The following is a 24,778-nucleotide window of genomic DNA, read 5'->3' as shown; positions in this document are numbered from 1 at the left end:
GCTCTAGAACGAGGCGAGGATGCGCCCTAGCACTTCCATCGCCCGCTCGCTTTGGGCATCCCAAGGGTGGCCATGGTTCAACCGCGCGCAATGGCGGAAGCCGCGGGTGGCGGAAAAGATCGGCCCCGGCGCCAGGCTGATGCCCTGTGCCAGGGCGAGCTGGAACAGCTGCAGCGAGTCGACCCGCTCGGGGAACTCGAACCACAGGAAGTAGCCGCCGCTGGGGCGGGTGACCCGTGTTTCCGCCGGGAAGTGCCGCGCAGCGGAGGCGAGCATGGCCGCCTGCTGGGTCTCCAGGGCGATGCGCAGCTTGCGCAGATGGCGGTCGTAGCCGCCGTGCTGCAGGTAGTCGGCGATGGCCGCCTGGGCCGGCACCGAGGGCGAGATGGTGGTCATCAGCTTGAGCCGGCTGATCTGCTCGGCATAGCGCCCGCCGGCCACCCAGCCGACCCGGTAGCCCGGCGCCAGGCTCTTGGAGAAGGAGCCGCAGTGCATCACCAGACCGTCGCGGTCGAAGCTCTTCATCGGCCGCGGCGGGTGGGCGCCGTAGTACAGCTCGGCGTAGACGTCGTCCTCGATCAGCGGCACCTGATGCTGGTGCAGCAGCTCGTAGAGTTCGGCCTTCTTGGCGTCGGAGAGGCTGGCACCCATGGGGTTCTGCAGGCTGCTCATGAACCAGCAGGCCTTGATCGGCAGGTTGGCCAGGCGCTCGGCCAGCACGCCGAGGTCGATGCCCTCGCGCGGGTGCACGGGAATCTCCACCGCCTTGAGCTTGAGCCGCTCCAGCACCTGCAGGGTGGCGTAGAAGGCCGGCGACTCGATGGCTACCAGATCGCCCGGCTGGGTCACCGTCTGCAGGCACAGGTTGAGCGCCTCCATGGCGCCGTTGCTGATCACCAGCTCCTCCAGCGGCAGGCGCACGCCGGCGACCATGTAGCGCAGGGCAATCTGCCGGCGCAGGTCGGGGTTGCCGGCGGTCATGTCGGCGATCACCGCATGCGCCGGCATATCGCGCAGGGCATGCGCCATGGAGCGCGCCAGGCGCGGCAGGGGGAACAGCTGCGGGCTGGGGAAGGCCGAACCGAAGGGTACGGTGCTCGGGTCCTTCAGCGAGCCGAGCACGGAGAACACCAGCTCGCTGACATCCACCTCGGTGCTGGTGGCGGTCGGCGCGCTGCTGCCCGGTTCGGCTAGGGTCTGGCTGGCCAGCTCGCGGACGAAGTAGCCGGAGCGGGCGCGGGCCTGGATCAGCCCGCGATCCTCCAGCAGGTAGTAGGCCTGGAAGATGGTCGACGGGCTGACCCCATAGGTGCGCCGCGCGTGGCGCACCGAGGGCACACGCTCGCCAGGGGCGAGCACGCCGCTGCGGATCAGCTCGGCTATCTGGTCGGCCAACTGTTCGTAGCGTTTCATCTCGCCCCTGACTGCGGTCCATTTCGGGCCACAGTCTAAGGGCTGGCGACGCTTGCCGGCCATCAGCGCCCGCTCGGGGCGATAAAGGTGCTGTCGGCTTCTTTGCGCTCGCTGCCGTCGCGCCGGTTGATCACCTCGAAGTGCACCGGCGCAGGGCTACTGCCCAGCGGCTCGCGTTCAAGCACCACGCTGACCGGCACCTCGAGGATCTCGCCGGCATCCAGGTGCAGGTCGCTCGGCCCGTTCAGGCGGAACGGCTGGCCGGCCACCAGGCCCAGGTGGTAGCGCTGCGGCTGCTGGGTCTTGTTGATCACCTTGAGGCGGTAGACGTTCTCGATCTGCCCGGCGGCGTTCTCACGGAACATGCCGCGGTCCTTGGCCACGTCGAGCGACACCAGCGAGCGCGCCTGCAGGGCCCAGGCGAAGGCGCCGATCATCAGCAGCAGCGCTGCCGCGTAGCCGACGAGGCGCGGCCGCAGCAGGTGGCGGCGACCGCCCTGCATTTCGCGCTCGGAGCCGTAGCGGATCAAGCCGCGGGCGTAGCCCATCTTGTCCATGATGCTGTCGCAGGCGTCGATGCAGGCGGCGCAACCGATGCATTCCACCTGCAGGCCGTCGCGGATGTCGATGCCGGTGGGGCAGACCTGGACGCACATGGTGCAGTCGATGCAATCGCCCAGGCCTTCGGCCTTGTGGTCGACATCCTTCTTGCGCGGGCCACGGTTCTCGCCACGGTTGGCGTCGTAGGCGACCAGCAGGGTATCGCGGTCGAACATCACGCCCTGGAAGCGCGCGTAGGGGCACATGTACACGCAGACCTTCTCGCGCAGCCAGCCGGCGTTGAGGTAGGTGGCGGCGCTGAAGAACAGGATCCAGAACAGCGCCGCGCCTTCCAGCTCGCCGCTGAACAGCTCCAGCGCCAGTTCGCGGATCGGCGTGAAGTAGCCGACGAAGGTCAGCGCGGTGAGCAGGCTCACCGCCAGCCACAGGCCGTGCTTGGCGCCGCGGCGCAGCAGCTTGGCCGGGCCCCAGGGCGCGGCGTCGAGCTTGATGCGCTGGTTGCGCTCGCCCTCGGTGACTTTCTCCACCCACATGAACACCCAGGTCCACACGCTCTGCGGGCAGCTGTAGCCGCACCAGACGCGGCCGGCGAACACGGTGATGGCGAACAGGCCGAAGGCACAGATGATCAGCAGCGCCGAGAGCAGGATGAAGTCCTGCGGCCAGAAGGTGGCGCCGAAGATGTAGTAGCGGTGCTCGGCCAGGTTCCACAGCACGGCCTGGCGACCGTCCCAGTCCAGCCAGGCGGTGCCGAAGAAGATCAGGAACAGCAGGCCGGCGCCGTACAGGCGCAGGTTGCGGTACAGGCCGGTGAAACTGCGGGTGTGAATGGGACCACCGGCCTGGGCCGGGGTCATGCGGATCGGCTGGCGCGGGTCGATGGTATCGATGATCTGCGCCGGTATGCGCTCGCTCATGGTGGGCCTCTCGGGCTTCTAATCAGGCTGAGCGAACTGTGCCTGTCGGGCTGTTTGGATAACAGATTCAGGTTGTGCGGCAAAAACCGTATCAGATGCGTTTCGTCCGCCTTTCGTCGGCCGGCGCCGATCATCTGCGCGGCAGCGCGGGTCCAATTCGCGGGTGGTGGCTGCGGCCCCGCCTTGGGGGTGCATGAAGGATTCCATCCGGGCGCATTACGGATCATGCGCCGGCCCGGTCAGGTACATCACTGAGCGGAGCTTGCTATGCCTACCGACAACAGCATGGGCTGGACCTTCTACGGCCTGGTCGAGGACCGTTTCTTCGACGACGGCAACAGCTACCTGAACAACAATCCCGCGGCCTACGGCTTCAGCCCCGGCGAGCAGGTGCAGGGCCAACTAGTGCTCAGCGGCGTGGCGTTGACCGCCTACCTGGCGGCGCTGGATGGCGCAGGCGTGGGCAATGTGACGCTGGATGCCTCCAGCGGCGTGGACTTCCAGCTACCGCTGCCGCGCGTGGGCGGCCTCGACGAGGGCGACTTCACGCCCTGGGCCGCGCCGCTGCTGACCCTGAGCAGCCAGGGCCTGCAGTTGCCGCTGGCCGATGCCCAGGCCTTCCTGTTCTCCGAGGACGATCCGGACGGGCCGAATCTGTGGATGAGCCAGGCCAGCGCCGGTGGCTTCTTCTTCCGCGATGACGACGATGTGCAGATGCACCTGTTCGGCGCCTGGGTGCCCAGCGCCGCGCTGGTCAGCCAGGTGATCGGTGGCGATGGCGGCGACTCGCTGAGCGGTGGTACGGACCTGAGCCTGCTGTTCGGCCGTGGTGGCGACGACTCGCTGCTGTTGCAGGCGGCCGGCTACGCCTGGGGCGGGCTCGGCGCGGATGTGCTGCGCGGCAGCAATGGTGCCGACTGGCTGTACGGCGGCTACGACAATGATGTGATCAGCGGTGGCGGCGGCGATGACCAGTTGCACGGCGAGGGCGGCGCGGACCGTATCAGCGGTGGCAGCGGCAACGATGTGATCTACGGCGATTCCATCTGGCAGCCCGGCGGTGACGACCGGCTCTCCGGCAATGCCGGCGACGACCGTCTGTTCGGCGGCTGGGGCGACGACATCCTGCGCGGCGGCGAGGGCGCGGACTATCTCGATGGCGGCGAAGGCAACGACACCGCCGACTACTCGGAGGCTAGCTCTGGTGTCGGCGTGTCGCTGGCGACCCTGGCCTACAGCGGTGAGGCGCAGGGCGATGTGCTGCTGAATATCGAGAACCTGACTGGCAGCCGTTTCTCCGATTCGCTGGGCGGCGATGCCGGCGACAACCGCCTGCACGGCGGTGCCGGCGATGACTGGCTGTGGGGCGGCGGTGGCAGCGACCGGCTCTACGGCGGCGACGGCAACGACGTGCTCAATGGCGGGGTGAACAGGCCCGGCGCTGTGGATGGCACCGACTACCTAACAGGCGGCGCCGGCAGCGATACCTTCGAGTTCCTCATGGACGAATGGGTGAGCGTGCCGGTCGGCGAGGATGGCGACTACGTCGACTTCTTCCTGCGCCTGAACTTCGGCCACGACAGCGTGCTCGACTTCAACCCGCAGGAAGACGTGCTGAGCTTCGTCGGCGGCCCGCTCAGCTTCCAGAACCTGAACATCAGCGAGCAGCAGAACGGCACGCTGATCACTCTGGACCAGCACAGCCAGGTGTTCCTGCTCGGCGTGGTGGCCGACCAGCTGAACGACGCCAACCTGCAGTTCGTCGGAGCCTGAGGCCACGGGTGGCGTGGATTGGGGCAAAAAAACCTGACTATCCTGCGACTTGGCAAAAAGCCATCTATACCTGTCTGGTACGCCAGCATTCGTGCGCAGATTGCCGCGCCCGCCGCCTCGTTCGGGGAGACAGGGATAGATGAGTCAGGAGACGGGCGCCCCGCAGGCGCGCATCACTTCGCAGTTGCTGCGCCTGGTCTGGCCGTTTGTGCTGGTGGTGCTGCTGCAGTCGTTGCTGGCCGGCGGCAGCCTCTACCTGCATTCGGCGGTGCGCGGCTACGTGGCCGGCGAGAGCATGTGGTCCAAGGGCCTCAAGGACGCCATCCACTATCTCGACCTCTACGTGCAGAGCGGCGCCGACCGCCACCTGCGCCTGTACCACGAGGCCATCGAGGTGCCGCTCGGCGATAACGACTTCCGCGTCGCCATGGATCAGTCCGAGCCGGACCTGGAACGGGCGCGGGCCGGCATCCTGCAGGGCAGGAATCATCCCGACGATATCGAGGGGATGATCTGGCTGTACGACAACTTCCGCCAGCTCAGTTACCTGCGGCGCGCCATCGAGCAGTGGGAGCGTGGCGATCGCTACGTGTTCGAGCTGACCCTGCTGGCCGGCGAGATCGAGCAGCAGATCCTGCTCGGCGCGGCGTCGGATGTGCAGCGCACCTTCTGGCGCGGGCAGATCGAGGGCATCAACCTCGGTGCCACACGCGCCGCCGAGCACTTCTCGCAGATTCTCGGCGAGGCCTCGCGGGCGGTGCTGTGGCTGCTGGTGCTGGGCAACCTGTGCACCGGCGTACTGCTGATCAGCCTGGCGGTACTGCGCACGCGGCGCCTGCTGATCCAGCGCGCGGAGGTCGACCAGGCGCTGGCGGCGGTCAAACAGCGCGCGCAGACCATCCTCGCCTCCATCGGCGATGCGGTGATCAGCCTCGACCGCGACGGCCGCATCGCCTACATGAACGCTGCCGCCGAGCAGCTCACCGGCTGTGCCCTGGCCCAGGCCGAGGGGCGCGCCTTCGAGCAGCTGTTCTCCATCGTCGACGAGCATTCCGAGGCTCGCGCGGTGTCGCCGCTGCAGCAGATCCTCGCCGGCCAGGACGACGGCGACTACGCCAAGCTGGTGGTACGCCAGGATGGCAGCAAGGTGGCGGTCAACCTGGTCGGCACGCCGATCCAGGAGCGCGGCCTGGTCAGCGGCGTGGTCATGGTGCTGCACGACATGACCCGCGAGCGGCAGTTCGTCGCCAGCCTGTCCTGGCAGGCCAGCCACGATGCGCTGACCGGCCTGGCCAACCGCCGCGAGTTCGAATATCGCCTGGCCCAGCTGCTGGCGCGCATGCTGCGCCAACCAGGGCGGCATGCGCTGATGTTCATCGACCTGGACCAGTTCAAGCTGGTCAACGACACCTGTGGTCACGCCGCTGGCGACGAGCTGCTACGCAAGGTCTGCCAGGAACTGCAGTTGCTGCTGCGTGAGGGCGATACCCTGGCCCGCTTGGGCGGCGACGAATTCGGCGTGATCCTCGAGAACTGCCCGACCGAGGCCGCTTTGCGCGTGGCTGAGGGCCTGCGCAAGTCGGTGCAGGAGCTGCGCTTCACCTGGGGCGGGCGGGTGTTCAACATCAGCGCCAGTATCGGCCTGGTACAGGTGCCGCCGGGGCAGGTCAGCCTGGCCGAGCTGCTGCGTACCGCCGACCTGGCCTGCTATTCGGCCAAGGAGCGCGGGCGCAACCGGGTGCATACCTACCAGCCGGACGACTCGGAGATGTCGCACAAGGTCGGCGAGATGAGCTGGGTGCAGCGCATTCAACGCGCTCTGGAGGAGGACCGCTTCCGCCTCTTCGCCCAGCCTATAGTGCCGCTGCGCCCCGGCGAGGACGGTGGCCATGTGGAGATACTCCTGCGCCTGCAGGAGGACGGCGAGCTGATCGCCCCCGGCCGCTTCATCCCTGCTGCCGAGCGCTACGGCCTGATGCCGCAGATCGACCGCTGGGTGGTGCACCACACCCTGGAAACCCTGACACGCTTCCACGCCGAACACCCGCATGCGCCGCAACTGCACTGCGCGATCAACCTGTCCGGCGCGAGCATTGGCGATGCCGAATTCCTCGACTTCATCCGCGAGCAACTGACCAGCCGGCCGCTGGCGCCGCAGGCGATCTGCTTCGAGGTCACCGAGACGGCGGCCATCGCCAACCTGGCCGACGCCACCCACTTCATCAACGAGCTCAAGGCCCTCGGCTGCCGCTTCTCGCTGGACGACTTCTGCGCCGGCATGTCGTCCTTCATGTACCTGCGCCACCTGCCGGTGGACTACCTGAAGATCGACGGCAGCTTCGTTCGCGACCTGCTCGACGACCCCATCGACCGGGCCATGGTCGAGATGATCAACCAGATCGGCCACGTCATGGGCAAGCGCACCATCGCCGAGTTCGTCGAGTCGGCGGAGATCCTTGCCGTGCTGGGCGAGATCGGTGTGGACTTCGCCCAGGGCTACCACCTGGGCCGCCCACAGCCCTTTGCTTCCTTCGCCGGGCTGCAGGCTCCCGCGCTGGCGGACCCGACCAGCTAGCCGATCACGGCAGCAGGATGATCTTCTCGCAACTGCCCGGCGTGTTGACCGCCGCGTAGGCCTCGGGGCCGGCGCTCAGTGGCAATTCCTTGAACGCGGTGGGCGGGGTCAGCAGGCCCTGGGTGAACAGCGTGCCGAACTGTTCGAGCATGCGCGCGCAGTCGGTAGGGGTGTAGAGCAGGGTGTTGACGCCGACCAGGGTGCCGCCACGGCGGTACAGGTTGAGTGCCGGCAGGTTGACCATGCCATCCAGCGGCGCGGCGATGTAGGCGATGCGGCCGAAGTTGGCCAGCGCCGAGACGGCGGCCGGCAGCCAGAAGCCGGTGGTGTCGAAGATCACCTCGGCGCCGCCGGGGAATACTGCCTCGACCTGCGCCGCCAGCTGTTCGGCGTTGCCCAGCAGCAGGCAGGCAATGCCGCTATCGAGCAGGCGCTGCTGTTCCTGCACATTGCGCACCGCGGCCAGCACCTCGGCGCCGAGGGCTTTGGCCAGGCCCAGGGCGGCCGTGCCCACCGCGCCATTGGCACCGATCACCAGCAGCTTAGTGCCGGCTCCGACCTGGCTACGAGTGAGGCCGTCCCAGGCAGTGGTGTAGGGCACGCCGAGGGCGGCGGCCTGGCTGAAGCTCAGCACGTCCGGCTTGAGCGCCACACCTTCGGCAGGCAGGCAAATGTACTGCGCATGACTGCCGTCACGGCTGAAGCCCAGGCCCTTGCCGGTGCCCCACACGGCCTTGCCCAGCAGATGTTCGGGGCCTTCCACCACCACGCCGGCGAAGTCGCGACCGGGCACGCGCGGCAGGGTGGTGTAGGGGAAGCGGCCGAGCACGTTCTTCACGTCGCTGGGGTTGAGGCCGGCGGCGCGGACCTCGACCAGCACCTCGCCCTCATCGGGCTGCGGGCGCGCCAGTTCGACATGGCGTAGGGCGGCGAGATCGCCGGTACTGGCGAATTGCAGAGCGTGCATGGATTGGTCCTTGGCGAGTTGCGGATATCAGCGCCGCGGCTGGGCCTGACGGGATGACCGCAGTGTATGGCCGCTCAGCTGGGGCATTCGGCCAAGGACTTCAGGATATCGGCCAAGCTGCGCCGTTCAGCCGCCGAGGCTGTAGCGGTACTCGCTGGGCGTCAGGCCCAGTTCGCGGCGGAACATGTCGCTGAAGCTGGCTGGTTGGTAGCCCAGCTCACGGGCGATGCGCCCCACCGGCACGCCCTGGATCAGCGCGGCGGTGGCCGTGGCCAGCTGCACCTGGCGGCGCCATTCGGCGAAGCCCATGCCCAGGTCGCGTAGCAGCAGGCGCGACAGGGTACGCACGCTGGCGCCGGCCTCCTGCGCATGCTGCTCGAACGATACTTCCAGCGAGGGCGCGGCCATCACCGCCTGGCACAGCTGCAACAGGCGGCGGTCGGCGCCATCAGGCAGCGGCACGCGCAGCTGCGAACGGCGCGCGCGGTGCAGTTCCTGCACGGTCAGCTCAGCCAGGGCGTAGTAGTAGGGCGCATCGTTCTGCTGTTCCTGCTCGACCAGCGCCACGATCAGCTCGCGAAGCAGCGGGCGGACTTCGAACACCTGCACCTGGGCGTCCAGCTCGCGTGCCCGCTGCGGGCTCAGGTAGATATTGCGCATCTGCAGCTCGGACACCACGCGGATGCCATGCGGCACGCCCGGCGGCAGCCACACGCCGCGCAGCGGCGGTACCAGCAGCGCCTCGCCAGGGATCTCCACCCACATGATCCCGGACATGGCGTAGAGCAGCTGGCCCCACTCGTGCTGGTGTGGCTCGATGAACAATCCACGCGGATAGCTTCGCGCCAGGGCACGCAGGGGAATGCTGGTGTTGCTCAGGTCGGGGGGCGTGGCGCGGGCCATGGGCACCTGCTGTCGGGTTGGCTGGTGCGATCTTAGCCCAGGCGCAGACTGCTCGTATGGCCTGTGCGCGTCGCACCGGCAAGCTGGCTGTCCACCTTGTAAACAAAACGTGACACAGGAGCCGGGGCGGCCAGCCAGCCACGGAGGCCTCGCAGGCTGTAAGGAAAACTTGCCGGATGGCCAGGCCAGGCGTGGTAGCCGCCCGTGGCCAGCGCCTTGTGCCGCAGCCAGCCCCCGGCTGTGATGGGGGTAACGAAGCCCGCCGGCCTGACTGGCAGGCGCCCCCAACAATAACAATCAGGAGGCCGGATGAACGCCGTGGCCAAGATCGATCAGCACAACCCCATCGGAACCGACGGTTTCGAGTTCGTCGAATTCACCGCGCCGACGCCCGAAGGCATCGAGCAGCTGCGCCAGCTGTTCAGCGCCATGGGCTTCAGCGAAACCGCCAAGCACCGCTCCAAGCAGGTCTGGCTGTTCCAGCAGAACGACATCAACTTCGTGCTCAACGGCAGCCCCACCGGCCATGTGCGCGCCTTCGGCGAGAAGCATGGGCCGAGCGCCTGTGCCATGGCCTTCCGGGTGAAGAACGCGGCCCAGGCCGCTGCCTACGTGAAAGAGCAGGGCGCCACCCTGGTCGGCAGTCATGCCAACTTCGGCGAGCTGAACATTCCCTGCGTCGAGGGCATCGGCGGCTCGCTGCTGTATCTGGTCGACCGTTACGGTGACAAGACCATCTACGACGTCGACTTCGAATACCTCGAAGGCCGCAAGCCCGGCGACAACGCCGTCGGCCTGCAGCAGATCGACCACCTGACCCACAACGTCAAACGCGGGCAGATGGACGTCTGGTCCGGCTTCTACGAGCGCATCGCCAACTTCCGCGAGATCCGCTATTTCGACATCGAGGGCAAGCTCACCGGCCTGTTCTCCCGCGCCATGACCGCGCCCTGCGGCAAGATTCGCATCCCGATCAACGAGTCGGCCGACGACAAGTCGCAGATCGAGGAATTCATCCGCGAGTACCACGGCGAAGGCATCCAACACATCGCCATGAGCACCGACGATATCTACGAAACGGTGCGCCGCCTGCGCGCCAATGGCGTGGACTTCATGACCACTCCGGACACTTACTACGAGAAGGTCGACAGCCGCGTCGCCGGTCACGGCGAGCCCACTGCCACCCTGCGCGACCTGAACATCCTGATCGACGGGGCGCCGGGCGATGACGGCATCCTGCTGCAGATCTTCACCAATACTGTGGTCGGCCCGATCTTCTTCGAGATCATCCAGCGCAAGGGCAACCAGGGCTTCGGCGAAGGCAACTTCAAGGCGCTGTTCGAATCCATCGAAGAGGACCAGTTGCGGCGTGGCGTGATCTCCGAGGAGTAGTCATGTACCGATTTTCTACTGCGCTTGCCCTGGCGGTGTTGCCACTCCGTTCAGGTTGCTCATTGACCGACATGTCAACTGCGCACCTTCGCGAAGCGGCGCCTAGCCAGGCCTGCGCTCGCTACGAAACTCGATACATGACAGGAGCTCCGCAATGAGCCGCAAATGGATCAGCTTCCCCCTGCGCGAGGGCGAGCACTCGCGCCAGGCCCACTGCGACTTCCCCGAGGGCACCTATGAGCGGGAGATGGGCCGTGAGGGCTTCTTCGGCCCGGTGACCCACCTGCACCACAAGCACCCGCCCACCGGCTGGGTCGACTGGGAAGGGCCGCTGCGCCCGCATGCGTTCAACTTCAACAAGATCGCCAGCGAGCGTGACTGCCCGCTGGAGGCGCCGCTGACCCTGCACAACGCCGACGTGCGCCTGCGCGTGTGGAAGACCCACGGCGCCATGCGTCACCTGGTGCGCAACAGCGACGGTGACGAGCTGCTGTTCGTGCACGACGGGGCGGGGCACTTCTACTGCGACTTCGGCCACCTGGAATACCGCGACGGCGACTACCTGGTGATCCCGCGTGGCACCGCCTGGCGTATCGAGCCGAGCGCGCCCAGCCACTTCCTGCTGATCGAGAACTGCGACGGCGCCTATCAGCTACCGGACAAGGGCCTGCTCGGTCCGCAGGCGATCTTCGACCCGGCGGTGCTCGACCATCCGCGCATCGACGACGCTTTCAAGGCCCAGCAGGACGAGCGCAGCTGGCAGATCAGGATCAAGCGGCGCAACCAGATCAGCACCGTCACCTATCCGTTCAACCCGCTGGATGCGCTGGGCTGGCATGGCGACAACACCGTAGTGCGCCTCAACTGGCGCGACATCCGTCCGCTGATGAGCCACCGCTACCACCTGCCGCCGTCGGCCCACACCACCTTCGTCGCCAATGGCTTCGTGGTCTGCACCTTTACCCCGCGTCCGGTCGAGAGTGACCCCGGTGCGCTCAAGGTGCCGTTCTTCCACAACAACGATGACTACGACGAGGTGCTGTTCTACCACCGCGGCAACTTCTTCAGCCGCGACAACATCGAGGCTGGGATGGTGACTCTGCATCCCTGCGGCTTCCCCCACGGCCCGCACCCCAAGGCGCTGAAGAAGGCCCAGGAAGACCCGGCCACCTTCGCCGAGGAAGTGGCGGTGATGATCGACACCCGCCGCGCGCTGGAGGTGGCCGAGGCTGCCGCCGCGGTGGATGTCCCCGAATACGTGAACTCCTGGCGCGCGCCGGGGTTGAAGTAGAGGTGCGCGGGCCGTTTGGCCGCTTGCACCCGATCAACGAATTCTCTGGTGCGCACAGCGCGCCTAACGAGGCTGAAGCATGAAACTCGCATCACTGAACCTGGGCCGCGACGGCGAACTGGTGGTCGTCTCCCGCGACCTGGCCCGTGCCGTGAAGGTGCCGCAGATCTCCGCCACTCTGCAGGCCGCGCTGGACGACTGGGAGGTCAAGCGCCCGCTGCTGGAGTCGGTGTACCAGCGCCTCAACGATGGACTGATCGATGAGGCCTTCTTTTTCGATCAGGCCGACTGTCACAGCCCGCTGCCGCGCGCCTATCACTGGGCCGACGGCAGCGCCTACGTCAACCATGTGGAGCTGGTGCGCAAGGCACGTGGCGCGGAGATGCCTGAATCCTTCTGGCACGACCCGCTGATGTACCAGGGCGGCGCCGACAGCTTCATCCCGCCGCACGCTCCGATCCAGATGGCTGACGAAGCCTGGGGCATCGACCTGGAGGCGGAGATCGCGGTGATCACCGACGACGTACCGATGGGCGCCACGGCGGCGCAGGCGGCCGAGCACATCCAGTTGCTGCTGCTGGTCAATGACGTGTCGCTGCGCAACCTGATCCCCGGCGAGCTGGCCAAGGGCTTCGGCTTCTACCAGAGCAAACCCTCGTCGAGCTTCTCGCCGGTGGCCGTGACCCCGGACGAGCTGGGCGAGGCCTGGAAGGATGGCAAGGTACAGCGGCCGCTGCTGTCGCATATCAACGGTGCCTTGTTCGGCCAGCCACATGCCGGCACCGACATGACCTTCAACTTCCCGACTCTGGTCGCCCACGCCGCCAAGACCCGCCCGCTGGGCGCCGGCACCATCATCGGCTCGGGCACCGTGTCCAACTACGACCGTAGTGCCGGCTCCAGCTGCCTGGCCGAGAAACGCATGCTGGAGATCATCGAGCAGGGCGAGGCCAAGACGCCGTTCCTCAAGTTCGGCGACCGGGTACGCATCGAGATGTTCGACGCCGCCGGCCAGAGCATCTTCGGCGCCATCGATCAGGCGGTGGAGCGCTATGAGCAGTGAGCTGACGCTCTACGGCTACTGGCGCTCCAGCGCCGCCTACCGGGTGCGCATCGGGCTGAACCTCAAGGGGCTGGCCTACCGCCAGGTGCCGGTGCACCTGGTCAAGGACGGCGGCCAGCAGCACAGCGCCGAGTACCAGGCGCTGAACCCTCAGGAGCTACTGCCGTTGCTGGTGGATGAACGCAACGGCGGGGTGCGCATCGCCCAGTCGCTGGCCATCCTCGAATACCTCGACGAGGTGTTCCCGGTGCCGGCTCTGCTGCCAGCCGAACCGGCCCAGCGCGCCCAGGCGCGTGCCCTGGCCCTGCATATCGCCTGCGATATCCACCCGCTGAACAACCTGCGGGTGCTGCAGTACCTCAGCACCGAGCTGGGCGTCGACGACGAAGCGAAGAACGCCTGGTACCGCCACTGGGTGGAGAAGGGGCTGGCAGCGGTGGAAGAGGGGCTGGCTGTGCTCAAGGGCGGCCTGTCGCTGGGCAACCGGCCGGGCTATCTCGAAGCCTGCGTGATTCCGCAGCTGTATAACGCTCGGAGGTTTGCCTGCTCGCTGGATGCGTTCCCTCGTCTGCTGGAGATGGAAGATCGCTGCCAGGCGTTGGACGCCTTCAAGGCAGCCGCACCCGAAGCTCAGCCAGACGCAGTGCTCTAGCTCTAGTCCCCTCTCCCGTTTACGGGAGAGGGTTAGGGAAAGGGGCCTTTTGCTCCTGCGTGCTTTCGTGCCGCTGCTAATTCTCGTGTGGGCTTCGGCATTGGTTCCGCCCTGCTGGGCGGCTCACTTTTTCCAGTCGCGGAAAAAGTAAGCAAAAACGCTTGCCCCTGCATCCGGCCCTGCGCTTCGCTCCGGGTTCGTTCGCTCCATCGCCGTTCCAGGGACACGGCGCGAAGGGCCATCCTTGGCCCATCGCGCCTCTCGCGGCATCCATGCCGCTCAATCCCTTCCACAACGATTCCGCTCACCCTCCTGAAGGGGCGGGGAGTCGCCTGAGGGTGCGATGCCGCTTCTGTAGGGTGTTACTCGCCCGAAGGGCAGTACACCGTTCCGGTGTGGTGGGCTGCCTGCGGCGAGACCACCCTACGAAAGCGAGTCCTGATACCTCTGTTCGGGCGCGCAGCGCTTAGACAAGTCAACAAGCAACTCGGAGCCCGAGTCCCCGTCAGAAGGCCGAGTGGAGGTGTTGCGCAGGGGGACGAGCCGCATGGATGCGGCGAGAGGACTAGGCGTCCCCGCACAAAGGGCCAGGGACGGCCCTTGTAAGCCGGCCCCCGAAGCGACACCGGAGGGAGGGAAGTCTGGCCGCAGGCCAGACCCGGATGCCGGGGTGGCCTTCTCTTTGGTTACTTTCTCTTGGCCAGACAAGAGAAAGTAACTCGCCGTAAGGGCGAAAGGGGAAGATTCGTCCAGCGTATTGGTCAGGCAAATAAAGTTGCCCTCTTTGAGTTATTCATCTGGTTTAGCGCTTTCGTAAGATAAAGCTAGCTTTATTTTCTGGCTTAATTGTTTGGTGAGTGAGAAGTCGTTGGGTTTGAAGTTGTGCCGTAGCGAGCGCATTAGGTCTGCGGCTGATTTGCAGCCAGCACGAGGGGCTAACTTGCTAGCAAGTTCTTTGGCGGGCAAAAATTTTAGTGCGCTCTCGATGTCGCTGGTTGTGATAATTTCATCAATTTTTGTTATTTCTGAGTTTAGTCGAGATTCAATGATTTCAATTGATAGCTTTTGTTGTGCCTTTTCAATCTCGGTTGCTGATGCTTCTTGGATTTTTAAAAGTAATTCTTCGCGATCAGTTGCTGCGCTTAGCAATTTTCTGTCAATGCTGAGGCCCAGGCGTATGTGGGAAGAAGAAAAAACCCGCCTGGCTGCGATGATGAGCTTTTTCTCTTCGAGCTCTTTGAATATGGCGCTTGCGACATCGGCCTCAGTGAGTATCGGGTCGATTGATCCAATTCTGTGTGCTATTGCTGTAATTATTTCAGGAATGCATAAGTATGCTTCGGCTTCGTGGAGCGGTAATTTGCATATATTTGCTTCTTCTAGGTTGCATAGATTTTCATCGTCTCGATAATCTGAGTCGATGACACCTGTAAGTGCTATTTTTGATGTTACTTTCTTCCATATTCCATTTTTTGCTGCGATCGATATCACATCAGTACATCCGCCGGCGGCAAAAATTTCAATTGTGCTGTCGCTCATGAGCCAGCGGTAAAAGATGGCATCGAAAGATTTTTCATGTCCCTCGGTAACTATTACGCGGTTTGCTGAAAGTATTCCTGGGAGACTACCCAGTAGAGCAGTGGTTTCTGCTCTTGGTAGCGTTTCTAAACCAGTGAATTCGGCAATGTTCTTTGCGTCAACGCTAAGGACCCAAACTTTTTGTACGTTGCTGCGGAGCGCGAAATTTATACTATGCGTCGCATAGATGAATGTTTTTTCAGGGAACTCGCTCTCAAGTAATGTCCATAGTCGCTCAGCTAGCTCTGGGTGAAGGTTTAGTTCTGGCTCGTCTGCTATGACAACGCTATATTCAGGAGTGAGTTCCAGTAAGTCAGCTAGAATGGAGAATACCTGCTTTTCACCATCTGACATTGCAGATGGGCCATATGTATTTTCACCTTTGGTTGCAGTGAGGCGCTTGGTGTTTGAGTCATACTTGAGTGATATTAGTGGGAATATCTCATTGAATAGCTCAAATAGCCGGTCGAGAGGGGGTTGTTGCCTCTTGGGGCATTCGTATTTTTGTCCGCCTTCTATCCATTGACTTACAAGGTCTGAGTGTTCTGCCTTTATCTGTGCGTCGCGTTTGTCTAATACTATAAGTGCGTCAAATAACCTGTCTGCTAGGGAGTGAGTTCTTTTCCCTTCATAGTTTGATATCACTTTCTCATATACGTCATAGTTTCTGAAGTTTTGCACGTCAAATTTTAGGACGTCGACGATTTTTATTGTTCTTCCTCCTTCAATATAAACGACTTTGCAGCCATTTTTTCCATGGGCAGCGCTCTTTATTTCATTAAGGAGTTTGGATTTTCCTGAACCATTAGCTCCTAGGATTACGTTGATTCGCTCGAAGTTAAAGCTATGGCCTTGGTACTGTGCGGAGGTGTGCTGCATTTTCCAGTCCTATGGATTATGTATAAAGGTGCCGTTTGAGATTTTTACCTTGCCAGATGAGTCTAGCCCTTACATCGCTAGATCTGTCTGCTCATGCTAGAGGCTGTTTCGTTGTTTCTTTATTAACCGCCAACGGGGCGTTTCCATGCTCAATCCAACGGCAACTCCGTAGTCCTCTTCACCTCGCTCATCGCGATATGCGAGTGTGCCTCGTGCACATGTGGGCGTTGCAGCAGGTGGTCGCGCAGGAAGCGTTCGTAATCGGCGATGTCCTTGGCCACCACCTTGAGCAGGTAGTCCGAGCCGCCGGCCATGGTGTGGCACTCCAGTACCTGGGGGTAGCCGACCACCGCCTGCTCGAACTCCTCCAGGTTGCTGCGGCCGTGTGCCGAGAGCTTGATGTCGACGAACACGGTGATGCCCAGGCCGAGCTTCTTCGGGTTGAGCAGGGCGACCTTGCGCTCGATCAGCCCTTCTTCCTGCATGCGGTGGATGCGTCGCCAGCAGGGCGATTGCGATAGTTCCACCTTTTCGGCGATTTCGGCGGCCGAGAGGTCGGCGTTGTGCTGCAGCAGGCTCAGGATGCGGCGGTCGATGGGGCTCAGCTTTTCCTGCATGAATTTTTCTCTTTATTGGTCATGAAGGGATAACTCATGCGCAGTATTCCGCTTCGCTCTGGAAAAAAGAAAGAAAAATCCGAAACTCCTCGGTCATAGTCTTTGCCATACGACCCGGCGCGGCGACCCCGTGCCAGGGTTTAACGGCGACCTCCAAGAAAGGTCGTCTCGCTCACCACAAGAATAAAAGGAGCGCGCTATGTCTCTGGCCGAAATCCGCCTGGACGACAAGTACCGTGTAGCCACGGGCCAGCTGTACCTCACCGGTACCCAGGCCCTGACCCGCCTGCCCATGCTGCAGAAGCAGCGTGATGCCGCCTTCGGTCTGAATACCGCCTGCTTCATCTCCGGTTACCGGGGGTCGCCCCTGGGCAACCTCGACAAGAGCCTGTGGGAAGCCAAGCAGTTCCTGCAGGACAACCACATCCACTTCCAGCCCGGCGTCAACGAAGAGTTGGGCGCAACTGCCGTGTGGGGCAGCCAACAGGCCAACCTGTTCCCCGGTGCGCGCTACGATGGCGTGTTCGCCATGTGGTATGGCAAGGGCCCGGGTGTGGACCGCTGTGGCGACGTGTTCAAGCACGGCAACTCGGCCGGTGTGGCGGAGAAGGGCGGCGTGCTACTGCTGGCCGGCGACGACCACGGCTGCAAGTCCTCGACCATCGCCCACCAGAGCGAGCACGCCTTTATCGCCGCGTCGATTCCGGTGCTCAACCCGGCCAACGTCCAGGAAATCCTCGACTACGGCATCATCGGCTGGGAGCTGTCGCGTTACAGCGGTTGCTGGGTGGCGCTGAAGACCATCGCCGAGAACGTCGATTCCTCCGCCGTGGTCGATGTCGACCCGCTGCGCATCGAGATCAAACTGCCGACCGACTTCCAGCTGCCGGAAGACGGTGTGCACATCCGCTGGCCAGACCCGCCCCTGGCCCAGGAAAAACGTCTCAACCAGTTCAAGATCTACGCCGCCCGGGCCTTCGCCCTGGCCAACAACCTCAACCAGATCAAGCTGGATTCGCCCAACCCGCGTCTGGGCATCATCACCACCGGCAAGTCCTACCTCGACGTGCGCCAGGCTCTGGATGACCTCGGCCTGGACGAGGAGCTGTGCGCCCAGGTCGGTCTGCGCGTGCTCAAGGTCGGCATGAGCTGGCCGCTGGAGCCGGTGTCGGTGCACCAGTTCGCCGAGGGCCTGGACGAGATCCTGGTGGTCGAGGAGAAGCGCAGCATCATCGAGGACCAGCTCACCGGGCAGCTGTACAACTGGCCGGTCGGCAAGCGCCCGCGGGTGGTCGGCGAGTTCGACGAGCAGGGCGTGTCCCTGCTACCCAACCTGGCCGAGCTGACCCCGGCGATGATCGCCCGCGTCATCGCCAAGCGCCTGGCGCCGATCTACACCAGTGCCACCATAGACGAGCGCCTGGCCTTCCTTGCTGCGAAAGAAGCTGCGCTGGCCGCGCCCAAGCACGACACCAAGCGCACCCCGCATTTCTGCTCAGGCTGCCCGCACAACAGCTCCACCCAACTGCCGGAAGGCAGTCGCGCCCTCGGTGGCATCGGCTGCCACTACATGACCCAGTGGATGGACCGGCGTACCGACACCTTCACCCAGATGGGCGGCGAGGGTGCCACCTGGATCGGCCAGGCGCCGTTCACTGAAACCGCCCACGTGTTCCAGAACCTCGGCGACGGCACCTACTTCCACTCCGGCCAGCTGGCCCTGCGCGCGGCCGTGGCCTCCGGGGTGAACATCACCTACAAGATCCTCTACAACGACGCGGTGGCCATGACCGGCGGCCAGCCGATCGACGGTGAGCTGCGCATCGACCAGCTCAGTCAGCAGGTCTACGCCGAGGGCGTGAAACGCATTGCCCTGGTTTCGGACGAGCCGAACAAGTACCCGACCCGCGCCACCTTCGCGCCCATCGTCACCTTCCACCACCGTCGCGAGCTGGATGCCGTGCAGCGCGAGCTGCGCGAGATCAAGGGCACCTCGGTGATCCTCTACGACCAGACCTGCGCCACCGAGAAGCGCCGTCGGCGCAAACGCGGCAAGCTGGTCGACCCGCAGAAGCGCGCCTACATCAACCCGGCTGTGTGCGAGGGTTGCGGCGACTGCAGCGTGAAGTCCAACTGCCTCTCCGTGCTGCCGCTGGAGACCGAGCTGGGGCGCAAACGCGAGATCGACCAGAACGCCTGCAACAAGGACTTCTCCTGCGTCGAAGGCTTCTGCCCGAGCTTCGTCACTGTGCATGGCGGCGGTCTGCGCAAGCCTGAGGCACTGGGTGCCAAGGCGTTGTTCGTGGCCCTGCCGGAGCCGCGCCAGCCAGACCTGTCGCGACCCTGGAACATCCTCCTGCCGGGTGTCGGCGGCAGCGGTGTAACCACCGTCGGCGCGCTGTTGGGCATGGCCGCGCACCTGGAAGGCAAGGGCTGCACCGTGCTCGATCAGGCCGGCCTGGCGCAGAAGTTCGGCCCGGTGATCAGCCACATTCGCATCGCCGCCAAGCAGGACGATATCTACGCCGTGCGCATCGCCGCCGGCGAGACCGACCTGCTGCTGGCCTGCGATCTGGTGGTGGCAGCTGGCGAGGAATCGCTGGCCAAGCTCAACGACAAGATCGCCAATGCCGTGGTCAACAGCCACGAGGCGGCCACCGCCGAGTTCACCCGCAACCCGGACGCCCAGGTGCCCGGCGCGGCCATGCGCGAGGCGCTGGTGGAGGCGGTGGGCGAGGGCAAGAGCCACTTCGTCGACGCCACCCGCCTGGCCACCGCGCTGCTCGGCGATACCATCGCCAGCAACCTGTTTATGCTCGGGTACGCGTATCAAAAAGGCTTGGTGCCGGTGTCCGCTGAGGCCATCGACAAGGCCATCGAGCTCAACGGCGTGTCGATCAAGCTCAACCAGCAGGCCTTCCTCTGGGGCCGCCGCGCCGCCCATGACCTGGCTGCCGTGGAGCAGCTGGCCAAGCCGAAGAACCCCGAGGCGCCGCGTTGCGAGAGCTTCGAGGAGATCGTCGCCGACCGCATGGCCCGTCTCACCGCGTATCAGGATGCCGACTACGCCCAGCGCTACCTGCAACTGGTGGAGCGCGTGCGTCAGGCCGACAGTGGCGCCGACAAGGCCCTGAGCCGCGCGGTGGCGCGCTACTACTTCAAGCTGCTGGCCTACAAGGACGAGTACGAGGTGGCGCGGCTGTACAGCGAGCCGGCCTTCCGCCAGCGCCTGGAAGCGCAGTTCGAAGGTGACTACCGCCTGCAGTTCCACCTGGCGCCGAGCTGGCTGGCCAAGCCCGACTCGCGTACCGGCGCACCGATCAAGCGCACCTTCGGCCCCTGGATGCTCAAGGCCTTCGCCGTGCTGGCGCGCTTCAAGTTCCTGCGCGGCAGTGTGCTCGATCCGTTCGGCCACAGCGCCGAGCGCAAGGTCGAGCGTGAGCTGATCGGCGAGTACGAGCAGTTGGTCGAGCTGTTGCTCAAGGAGCAGCGTCCGGACAACTACCGCACCGCCGTGGCCCTGGCCGAGCTGCCGGAGCAGATCCGCGGCTACGGCCACGTCAAGGAACACGCCCTGGCCAAGGCCCGCGAGCAGGCCGAGCAACTCAAGGCGCGCCTGCTGGCCAAGGAAATCTCGGCGGTGCAGCTGTTCGAACCAGCCGCCTGATACCCGTCACCCCCGTTTGCCACCCTTGCTCTGCGGAGCAGGGTGGCCTTTTTGCTCCCGAATTCCGTCCTCGACACGCGGTTCCTGATCGCCGTGGCCCGGGGTGTATACTGCGCGGCGCTCGCGGCCAGGTCCGACGGGCCCTTCACGACTGCCTGATCACGAGTCCGGCGGTCTATTTCGACAGACCGGTGAACCCATGCCTCGTACCTGCCTCACCCGTCGCTTGCTTCGGAGCGCACGCTGATGTCCGAACAGCTGCATACCGGCCCGCTCAAGCGCGGCCTCAAGAACCGCCATATCCAGTTGATCGCCCTCGGTGGCGCCATCGGCACCGGCCTGTTCCTCGGCTCCGCCGGGGTGATGCAGAGCGCCGGCCCGTCGATGATCCTGGGTTATGCCATCGGCGGTTTCATTGCCTTCCTGATCATGCGCCAGCTTGGCGAGATGATCGTCGAGGAGCCGGTCGCCGGCTCCTTCAGCCACTTCGCCCATAGCTACTGGGGCCCGTTCGCCGGCTTCCTCTCGGGCTGGAACTACTGGGTGCTCTACGTGCTGGTGGGCATGGCCGAGCTGACGGCCGTGGGCAAGTACGTGCAGTACTGGTGGCCGGAAATCCCGACCTGGGCCACGGCGGCCGCGTTCTTCGTGCTGATCAACCTGATCAACCTGGTCAACGTGAAGGCCTTCGGCGAAACCGAATTCTGGTTCGCCATCATCAAGGTGGTGGCGATCATCGGCATGATCGTGCTCGGCGGCTACCTGCTGATCAGCGGCGCCGGCGGCGAGCAGGCCAGCATCAGCAACCTGTGGAGCCACGGCGGCTTCTTCCCCAACGGCGTTTCCGGGCTGGTGATGATGATGGCGATCATCATGTTCAGCTTCGGTGGCCTGGAGCTGGTGGGCATCACTGCCGCCGAGGCCGATCAGCCGAAGACCGTGATCCCCAAGGCGATCAACCAGGTGGTCTGGCGGATTCTGATCTTCTACATCGGCGCGCTGACCATCCTGCTGTCGCTGCACCCCTGGGACGATCTGGTGAAGACCCTGACCTCCGGTGGTGACGCCTACGCCAGCAGCCCGTTCGTGCAGATCTTCTCGCTGATCGGCGAGGGCACTGCGGCCCACGTGCTCAACTTCGTGGTGCTGACCGCGGCGCTGTCGGTCTACAACAGCGGCGTGTACTGCAACAGCCGCATGCTCTACGGCCTGGCCGAGCAGGGCGACGCGCCGAAGGCGCTGATGAAGGTCAACTCGCGCGGCGTGCCGGTGCTGGCCATCGCCCTGTCGGCGGCGGTGACCCTGCTCTGCGTGGTGGTCAACTACGTGGTGCCGCAGAGCGCGCTGGAGCTGCTGATGTCGCTGGTGGTCGCCGCCCTGGTGATCAACTGGGCGATGATCAGCCTGGCGCACCTGAAGTTCCGCAAGGCCATGGTGGCCAAGGGTGTGCAGCCGAGCTTCAAGGCCTTCTGGTTCCCCTTCGCCAACTACCTGTGCCTGGCCTTCGTGCTGTTCATCCTCGGCGTGATGCTGATGATTCCGGGTATCCAGGTCTCGGTGTACGCCATCCCGGTGTGGGTGCTGTTCATCTGGGTCTGCTTCCGTCTCAAACGCGCTGCCGCCAAGTAATACTGGCTGCATGAAAAAGCCCGGCCTAGGCCGGGCTTTTTTCTGTCTGTCCACTTCAGGTCTGGAACTGCAGCACCGAGCTCTGCATATTGCGCGCAACCCGATCTAGGTGCTGCGCGGCGGCTGCCAGCTCGTCCACGGTCTGGCTGTTCTGCTGCGACATGCGGGCGATCTGCTCGACGCGTTGGGCCACCTCGCTGCTGGCCTTGCTCTGCTCGCCGATGGTGTGGGAAATCTCCTCCACCACCTCGGCCGCACGGTGCGCGCCGCCGCGAATCTCGTTGATCGAGTCGCCAGCCTGGCGTGCCAGCGTGACGCCGTCGCTGACCCGCGCCACTCCAGCCTGCATGCTGCTCACCGCCTGCGCTGTGCTGCTGCGGATGCGTTCGATCATGGCGCTGATCTCCTGGGTCGACTGCGCGGTGCGCGAGGCCAGGTTGCGCACCTCGTCGGCCACCACGGCGAAGCCGCGCCCGGCCTCGCCAGCCCGCGCCGCTTCGATGGCGGCGTTGAGCGCGAGCAGGTTGGTCTGCTCGGCGATGCTGTTGATCACCTGGATGATCGAATGAATCTCCTCGGAGGATTGGCCCAGCGCGGTGATGGTGGTGGACGACTCGTTGACTGCCTCGGCGATGCGGTTCATGCCGTCGACCACGCCGAGGATCACCTGGCCGCCGTTGCTGGCCAGGTGCTCGGACTGCGAGGAAATGCCCTGAGCGTTGCGCGCGTGATCGGCGATCTGCGCGATGTTGTGGATCATCTGCTCCATGGCTGCGGCCATGCTGGTGGCGTTGTCCGACTCCTCGCGGGCGCTGTGCACGATGCTCTGCGAGGCGCCACTGAGCTGCTGCGCGGTGCTCTGCAGCAGTTCGCTCTCGCTGCGGATGGTGTCGATCATCTGCCGCAGGTTGTTCTGCATGTCGGCCAGCGACTGCTGCAACTGGCCGGCTTCGTCGTTGCTGTCGATCTGGATGGTGCTGCGCAGGTTGCCCTGGGCGATCGCGCGGGCCACGGCGATGGTCTTGCCCAGCGGGCGCAGCACGCTGGACATCAGGTGGCTGGTGACCAGGCCCAATAGCAGGCAGACCAGCAGGATGCCGCCGATCAGCAGCCAGGCGGCGTGCTGGGTGGTCTGCTCGCTGTCCTCGCGAACCTGAGTGGCCTGCTGTTCGATCAGCTCGCTGAGTGCCTCGTTCTTGGCTTCCAACTCCTCGAAGCTGCTGACGAAGGCCGGCATTTCGGCGCGCGCCGTGGTTGGGTCGCTCAAGGCCAGATCGACGATGCGCTCGGCCTGGGCGATGTAGGCGTTGAGCGCCGGTTGCGACTGGCCGATGGCGTTGCGGATGTCCGTGCTCAGCGGCAGCTCGGCATTGGCAGCCATGGTGCGCTGGAACCACTGGCTGTGCTCGCGCAGATCGCTGCGCACCTGCTCGGCGGCGGCCGTGTCGCCCGGCGGCGCGTAGAAGGCGGCCAGCACGTCGGCGCGCAGGGCGTCGTGCATCATGTCGCCCTCCAGGTGGTTGCGCAGGGCGGTGACGCTCAGCTCGCTGCTGACCAGCACCTCGGCCAGGCGCACCTGGCCCCAGTAGCCCACGCCGCCGAGCAGGGCGGCGGCGACCACGCTGATGGCGCCGCAGGCGATCATTTTCTGGCGGATATTCATGCTGCTGCCTCTGTCTCGGTCGACTGTTCGTCAAGCCTAGTCCAGAGGCGGCAGGGGTGAGTCAGGGCTTGTCCTGCAGGGCCTTGGCCCAGGCCAGCAGCTGCACCGGCTGGTGCGGGTTCCAGATGCGCTGCCAGAGCACCAGCATGTGTTCCGGGCTGCCGCGGCTGAAGGGCAGGCGCTCGACCCAGGGCGAGACCTGCCAGCGCCCGTCCTGCCGCTCGGCCATGACGAAGCGGAACGGGTGGAAGCCGGTCATGCCCAGGCGCAGGTCGGTGACGATCAGTTCGTCGCCGATCTGGTCGTAGCGCAGCACGCCGTGGGTGAACCACTGCAGGCGCTGGTGCTGCGGCGAGTCGCGCAGCACCTCGGCCAGCTCGCTACCGCGCGGGATGCGCTCCAGGCGTGGCGGCTGGTCATCGAACCAGCCGACCAGCGCCTCGTGGTAATCCTTGCCATCGATCACCGTGACCCGCCACAGCAGGCTGTTGAGCGGCGTCGGCGTGCTGAACAGGGTGTCGGCCTGGATGCCGCGCTCGGCCAGCACGTCCTGCACGCGCTGCTCGGCCATCCACTTGCCGGCCAGAGTGCTGGCCAGATAGACGCTGGACAGGCACAGCGCGGTGATCGCCAGCCACTGCGGTTTATCGCGCAGGCCGCGAACCAGGCCGACCACCACCGCCACCAGCAGCGGCACGGTGTACAGCGGGTCGATGATGAAGATCGACGACCAGGCGATCGGCGGCGTCTGCAGCGGCCAGAACAGCTGGGTGCCGTAGCTGGTGAAGGCATCGAGCAGCGGATGGGTGATCAACGCCAGCCAGACAGCGAAGAACAATCGTCGCGTCGAATAGGCCGGGTTGGGCCGCAGCCAGCGCGCCAGCAGGGTGATCGCCACGGCCAGCAGGCTGAGCACCAGCAGCGAGTGGCTGAAGCCGCGGTGGTAGGTCATGTCGGCCACGGCGTCGCCGTAGTCGATGATCACGTCGAGGTCGGGCAGGGTGCCGAGCATGGCGCCGTAAAGCAGGGCGCGGCGGCCTTGCCAGCGGCCGAGCAGGGCGCCCTGGATGCTGGCGCCGAGTACCGCCTGGGTAAGCGAATCCATCGTGTGTCTCGCGAGGCAAAATCAGGCAGCTACGTTAGCGCTGGTGGGCGCGCGGCGGCAGTCGGGAAATTCCGACGAAAGATTTCAACCGCGCGCGGGGTTACAGTGTCGCAATAGCAAAGCCTGAGGAGCC

The 24,778-nt window shown here is 64.8% G+C and carries 16 protein-coding genes; 8 read left to right on the top strand and 8 right to left on the bottom strand.

Features of this window, described 5'->3' with window-relative positions; all coding sequences use genetic code 11:
- Window positions 1-3: 3 nt before the first annotated feature.
- Both mapR and ccoG read right to left on the bottom strand, forming a co-directional pair.
- Entirely contained in the window at window positions 4-1,413 is a 1,410-nt protein-coding gene (gene mapR, locus IP89_RS16845) for a GntR family transcriptional regulator MpaR (protein WP_043310775.1), read from the bottom strand.
- 62 nt (window positions 1,414-1,475) lie between these two features.
- On the bottom strand, window positions 1,476-2,891 hold the full coding sequence (gene ccoG, locus IP89_RS16840) for a cytochrome c oxidase accessory protein CcoG (RefSeq protein ID WP_043310774.1): 1,416 nt from the start codon (window positions 2,889-2,891) through the stop codon (window positions 1,476-1,478).
- 267 nt (window positions 2,892-3,158) lie between these two features.
- Here ccoG and IP89_RS22820 point away from each other — a divergent pair, with 267 nt between their 5' ends.
- Both IP89_RS22820 and IP89_RS16830 read left to right on the top strand, forming a co-directional pair.
- Window positions 3,159-4,664, top strand: coding sequence for a calcium-binding protein (locus IP89_RS22820; RefSeq protein WP_052081122.1), 1,506 nt, complete (start codon window positions 3,159-3,161; stop codon window positions 4,662-4,664).
- Between the two features lie 139 nt (window positions 4,665-4,803).
- Window positions 4,804-7,239, top strand: a complete 2,436-nt coding sequence (locus IP89_RS16830; RefSeq protein WP_043310773.1) for an EAL domain-containing protein — start codon at window positions 4,804-4,806, stop codon at window positions 7,237-7,239.
- Window positions 7,240-7,243: 4 nt separating this feature from the next.
- Here IP89_RS16830 and IP89_RS16825 read toward each other — a convergent pair whose 3' ends face one another.
- Complete coding sequence (locus IP89_RS16825) at window positions 7,244-8,206, bottom strand: zinc-binding alcohol dehydrogenase family protein (RefSeq protein ID WP_043310772.1); 963 nt, start codon at window positions 8,204-8,206, stop codon at window positions 7,244-7,246.
- Between the two features lie 126 nt (window positions 8,207-8,332).
- Entirely contained in the window at window positions 8,333-9,109 is a 777-nt protein-coding gene (locus IP89_RS16820) for a helix-turn-helix domain-containing protein (RefSeq protein WP_043310771.1), read from the bottom strand.
- 309 nt (window positions 9,110-9,418) lie between these two features.
- On the opposite strand from IP89_RS16820, the gene hppD reads away from it, so the two are divergent.
- The 4 genes from hppD (at window position 9,419) to maiA (ending at window position 13,507) form a co-directional block, all read left to right on the top strand.
- Window positions 9,419-10,501 (top strand): 4-hydroxyphenylpyruvate dioxygenase, encoded by a 1,083-nt coding sequence (gene hppD, locus IP89_RS16815; RefSeq protein WP_043310770.1) that lies wholly within the window; start codon window positions 9,419-9,421, stop codon window positions 10,499-10,501.
- Between the two features lie 154 nt (window positions 10,502-10,655).
- The gene (locus tag IP89_RS16810; RefSeq protein WP_043310769.1) at window positions 10,656-11,792 is read left to right on the top strand and encodes a homogentisate 1,2-dioxygenase; all 1,137 of its coding nucleotides are present in this window, start codon (window positions 10,656-10,658) and stop codon (window positions 11,790-11,792) included.
- Between the two features lie 79 nt (window positions 11,793-11,871).
- Entirely contained in the window at window positions 11,872-12,855 is a 984-nt protein-coding gene (locus IP89_RS16805) for a fumarylacetoacetate hydrolase family protein (RefSeq protein ID WP_043310768.1), read from the top strand.
- The gene (gene maiA / locus IP89_RS16800; protein WP_043310767.1) at window positions 12,845-13,507 is read left to right on the top strand and encodes a maleylacetoacetate isomerase; all 663 of its coding nucleotides are present in this window, start codon (window positions 12,845-12,847) and stop codon (window positions 13,505-13,507) included. Before IP89_RS16805 ends, maiA begins: the two co-directional genes overlap by 11 nt.
- A 789-nt stretch (window positions 13,508-14,296) precedes the next feature.
- On the opposite strand, the gene IP89_RS23105 is transcribed toward maiA, so the two are convergent.
- Complete coding sequence (locus tag IP89_RS23105; RefSeq protein ID WP_081963285.1) at window positions 14,297-15,964, bottom strand: AAA family ATPase; 1,668 nt, start codon at window positions 15,962-15,964, stop codon at window positions 14,297-14,299.
- Window positions 15,965-16,113: 149 nt separating this feature from the next.
- Complete coding sequence (locus IP89_RS16795; RefSeq protein ID WP_043310766.1) at window positions 16,114-16,581, bottom strand: Lrp/AsnC family transcriptional regulator; 468 nt, start codon at window positions 16,579-16,581, stop codon at window positions 16,114-16,116.
- A 199-nt stretch (window positions 16,582-16,780) separates the two neighbouring features.
- Here IP89_RS16795 and IP89_RS16790 point away from each other — a divergent pair, with 199 nt between their 5' ends.
- Both IP89_RS16790 and IP89_RS16785 read left to right on the top strand, forming a co-directional pair.
- Window positions 16,781-20,248 carry an indolepyruvate ferredoxin oxidoreductase family protein gene (locus IP89_RS16790; RefSeq protein WP_043310765.1) on the top strand — a complete coding sequence of 1,156 codons (3,468 nt, stop codon included), beginning with the start codon at window positions 16,781-16,783 and terminating at the stop codon, window positions 20,246-20,248.
- A 246-nt stretch (window positions 20,249-20,494) separates the two neighbouring features.
- Window positions 20,495-21,877: an amino acid permease gene (locus IP89_RS16785; RefSeq protein ID WP_043310764.1), complete on the top strand. Its 1,383-nt coding sequence runs from the start codon at window positions 20,495-20,497 to the stop codon at window positions 21,875-21,877.
- 55 nt (window positions 21,878-21,932) lie between these two features.
- On the opposite strand, the gene IP89_RS16780 is transcribed toward IP89_RS16785, so the two are convergent.
- Together IP89_RS16780 and IP89_RS16775 are read right to left on the bottom strand one after the other, a co-directional pair.
- Window positions 21,933-23,540 carry a methyl-accepting chemotaxis protein gene (locus IP89_RS16780; RefSeq protein WP_043310763.1) on the bottom strand — a complete coding sequence of 536 codons (1,608 nt, stop codon included), beginning with the start codon at window positions 23,538-23,540 and terminating at the stop codon, window positions 21,933-21,935.
- 61 nt (window positions 23,541-23,601) lie between these two features.
- Window positions 23,602-24,645, bottom strand: coding sequence for a metal-dependent hydrolase (locus tag IP89_RS16775; protein WP_043310762.1), 1,044 nt, complete (start codon window positions 24,643-24,645; stop codon window positions 23,602-23,604).
- Window positions 24,646-24,778 lie beyond the last annotated feature (133 nt).

It is taken from the genome of Pseudomonas sp. ML96 (assembly GCF_000761545.1).
Taxonomy (GTDB): domain Bacteria; phylum Pseudomonadota; class Gammaproteobacteria; order Pseudomonadales; family Pseudomonadaceae; genus Aquipseudomonas.
Note: the sequence above shows the minus strand (reverse complement) of the source record. Positions and strands in the feature narration are given on the sequence as shown.

Bases quoted from the DNA above. Each gene is read 5' to 3' on its own strand.
- mapR (WP_043310775.1), bottom strand. From the start codon at position 1,413: ATGAAACGCTACGAACAGTTGGCCGACCAGATAGCCGAGCTGATCCGC.
- ccoG (WP_043310774.1), bottom strand. From the start codon at position 2,891: ATGAGCGAGCGCATACCGGCGCAGATCATCGATACCATCGACCCGCGC.
- IP89_RS22820 (WP_052081122.1), top strand. From the start codon at position 3,159: ATGCCTACCGACAACAGCATGGGCTGGACCTTCTACGGCCTGGTCGAG.
- IP89_RS16830 (WP_043310773.1), top strand. From the start codon at position 4,804: ATGAGTCAGGAGACGGGCGCCCCGCAGGCGCGCATCACTTCGCAGTTG.
- IP89_RS16825 (WP_043310772.1), bottom strand. From the start codon at position 8,206: ATGCACGCTCTGCAATTCGCCAGTACCGGCGATCTCGCCGCCCTACGC.
- IP89_RS16820 (WP_043310771.1), bottom strand. From the start codon at position 9,109: ATGGCCCGCGCCACGCCCCCCGACCTGAGCAACACCAGCATTCCCCTG.
- hppD (WP_043310770.1), top strand. From the start codon at position 9,419: ATGAACGCCGTGGCCAAGATCGATCAGCACAACCCCATCGGAACCGAC.
- IP89_RS16810 (WP_043310769.1), top strand. From the start codon at position 10,656: ATGAGCCGCAAATGGATCAGCTTCCCCCTGCGCGAGGGCGAGCACTCG.
- IP89_RS16805 (WP_043310768.1), top strand. From the start codon at position 11,872: ATGAAACTCGCATCACTGAACCTGGGCCGCGACGGCGAACTGGTGGTC.
- maiA (WP_043310767.1), top strand. From the start codon at position 12,845: ATGAGCAGTGAGCTGACGCTCTACGGCTACTGGCGCTCCAGCGCCGCC.
- IP89_RS23105 (WP_081963285.1), bottom strand. From the start codon at position 15,964: ATGCAGCACACCTCCGCACAGTACCAAGGCCATAGCTTTAACTTCGAG.
- IP89_RS16795 (WP_043310766.1), bottom strand. From the start codon at position 16,581: ATGCAGGAAAAGCTGAGCCCCATCGACCGCCGCATCCTGAGCCTGCTG.
- IP89_RS16790 (WP_043310765.1), top strand. From the start codon at position 16,781: ATGTCTCTGGCCGAAATCCGCCTGGACGACAAGTACCGTGTAGCCACG.
- IP89_RS16785 (WP_043310764.1), top strand. From the start codon at position 20,495: ATGTCCGAACAGCTGCATACCGGCCCGCTCAAGCGCGGCCTCAAGAAC.
- IP89_RS16780 (WP_043310763.1), bottom strand. From the start codon at position 23,540: ATGAATATCCGCCAGAAAATGATCGCCTGCGGCGCCATCAGCGTGGTC.
- IP89_RS16775 (WP_043310762.1), bottom strand. From the start codon at position 24,645: ATGGATTCGCTTACCCAGGCGGTACTCGGCGCCAGCATCCAGGGCGCC.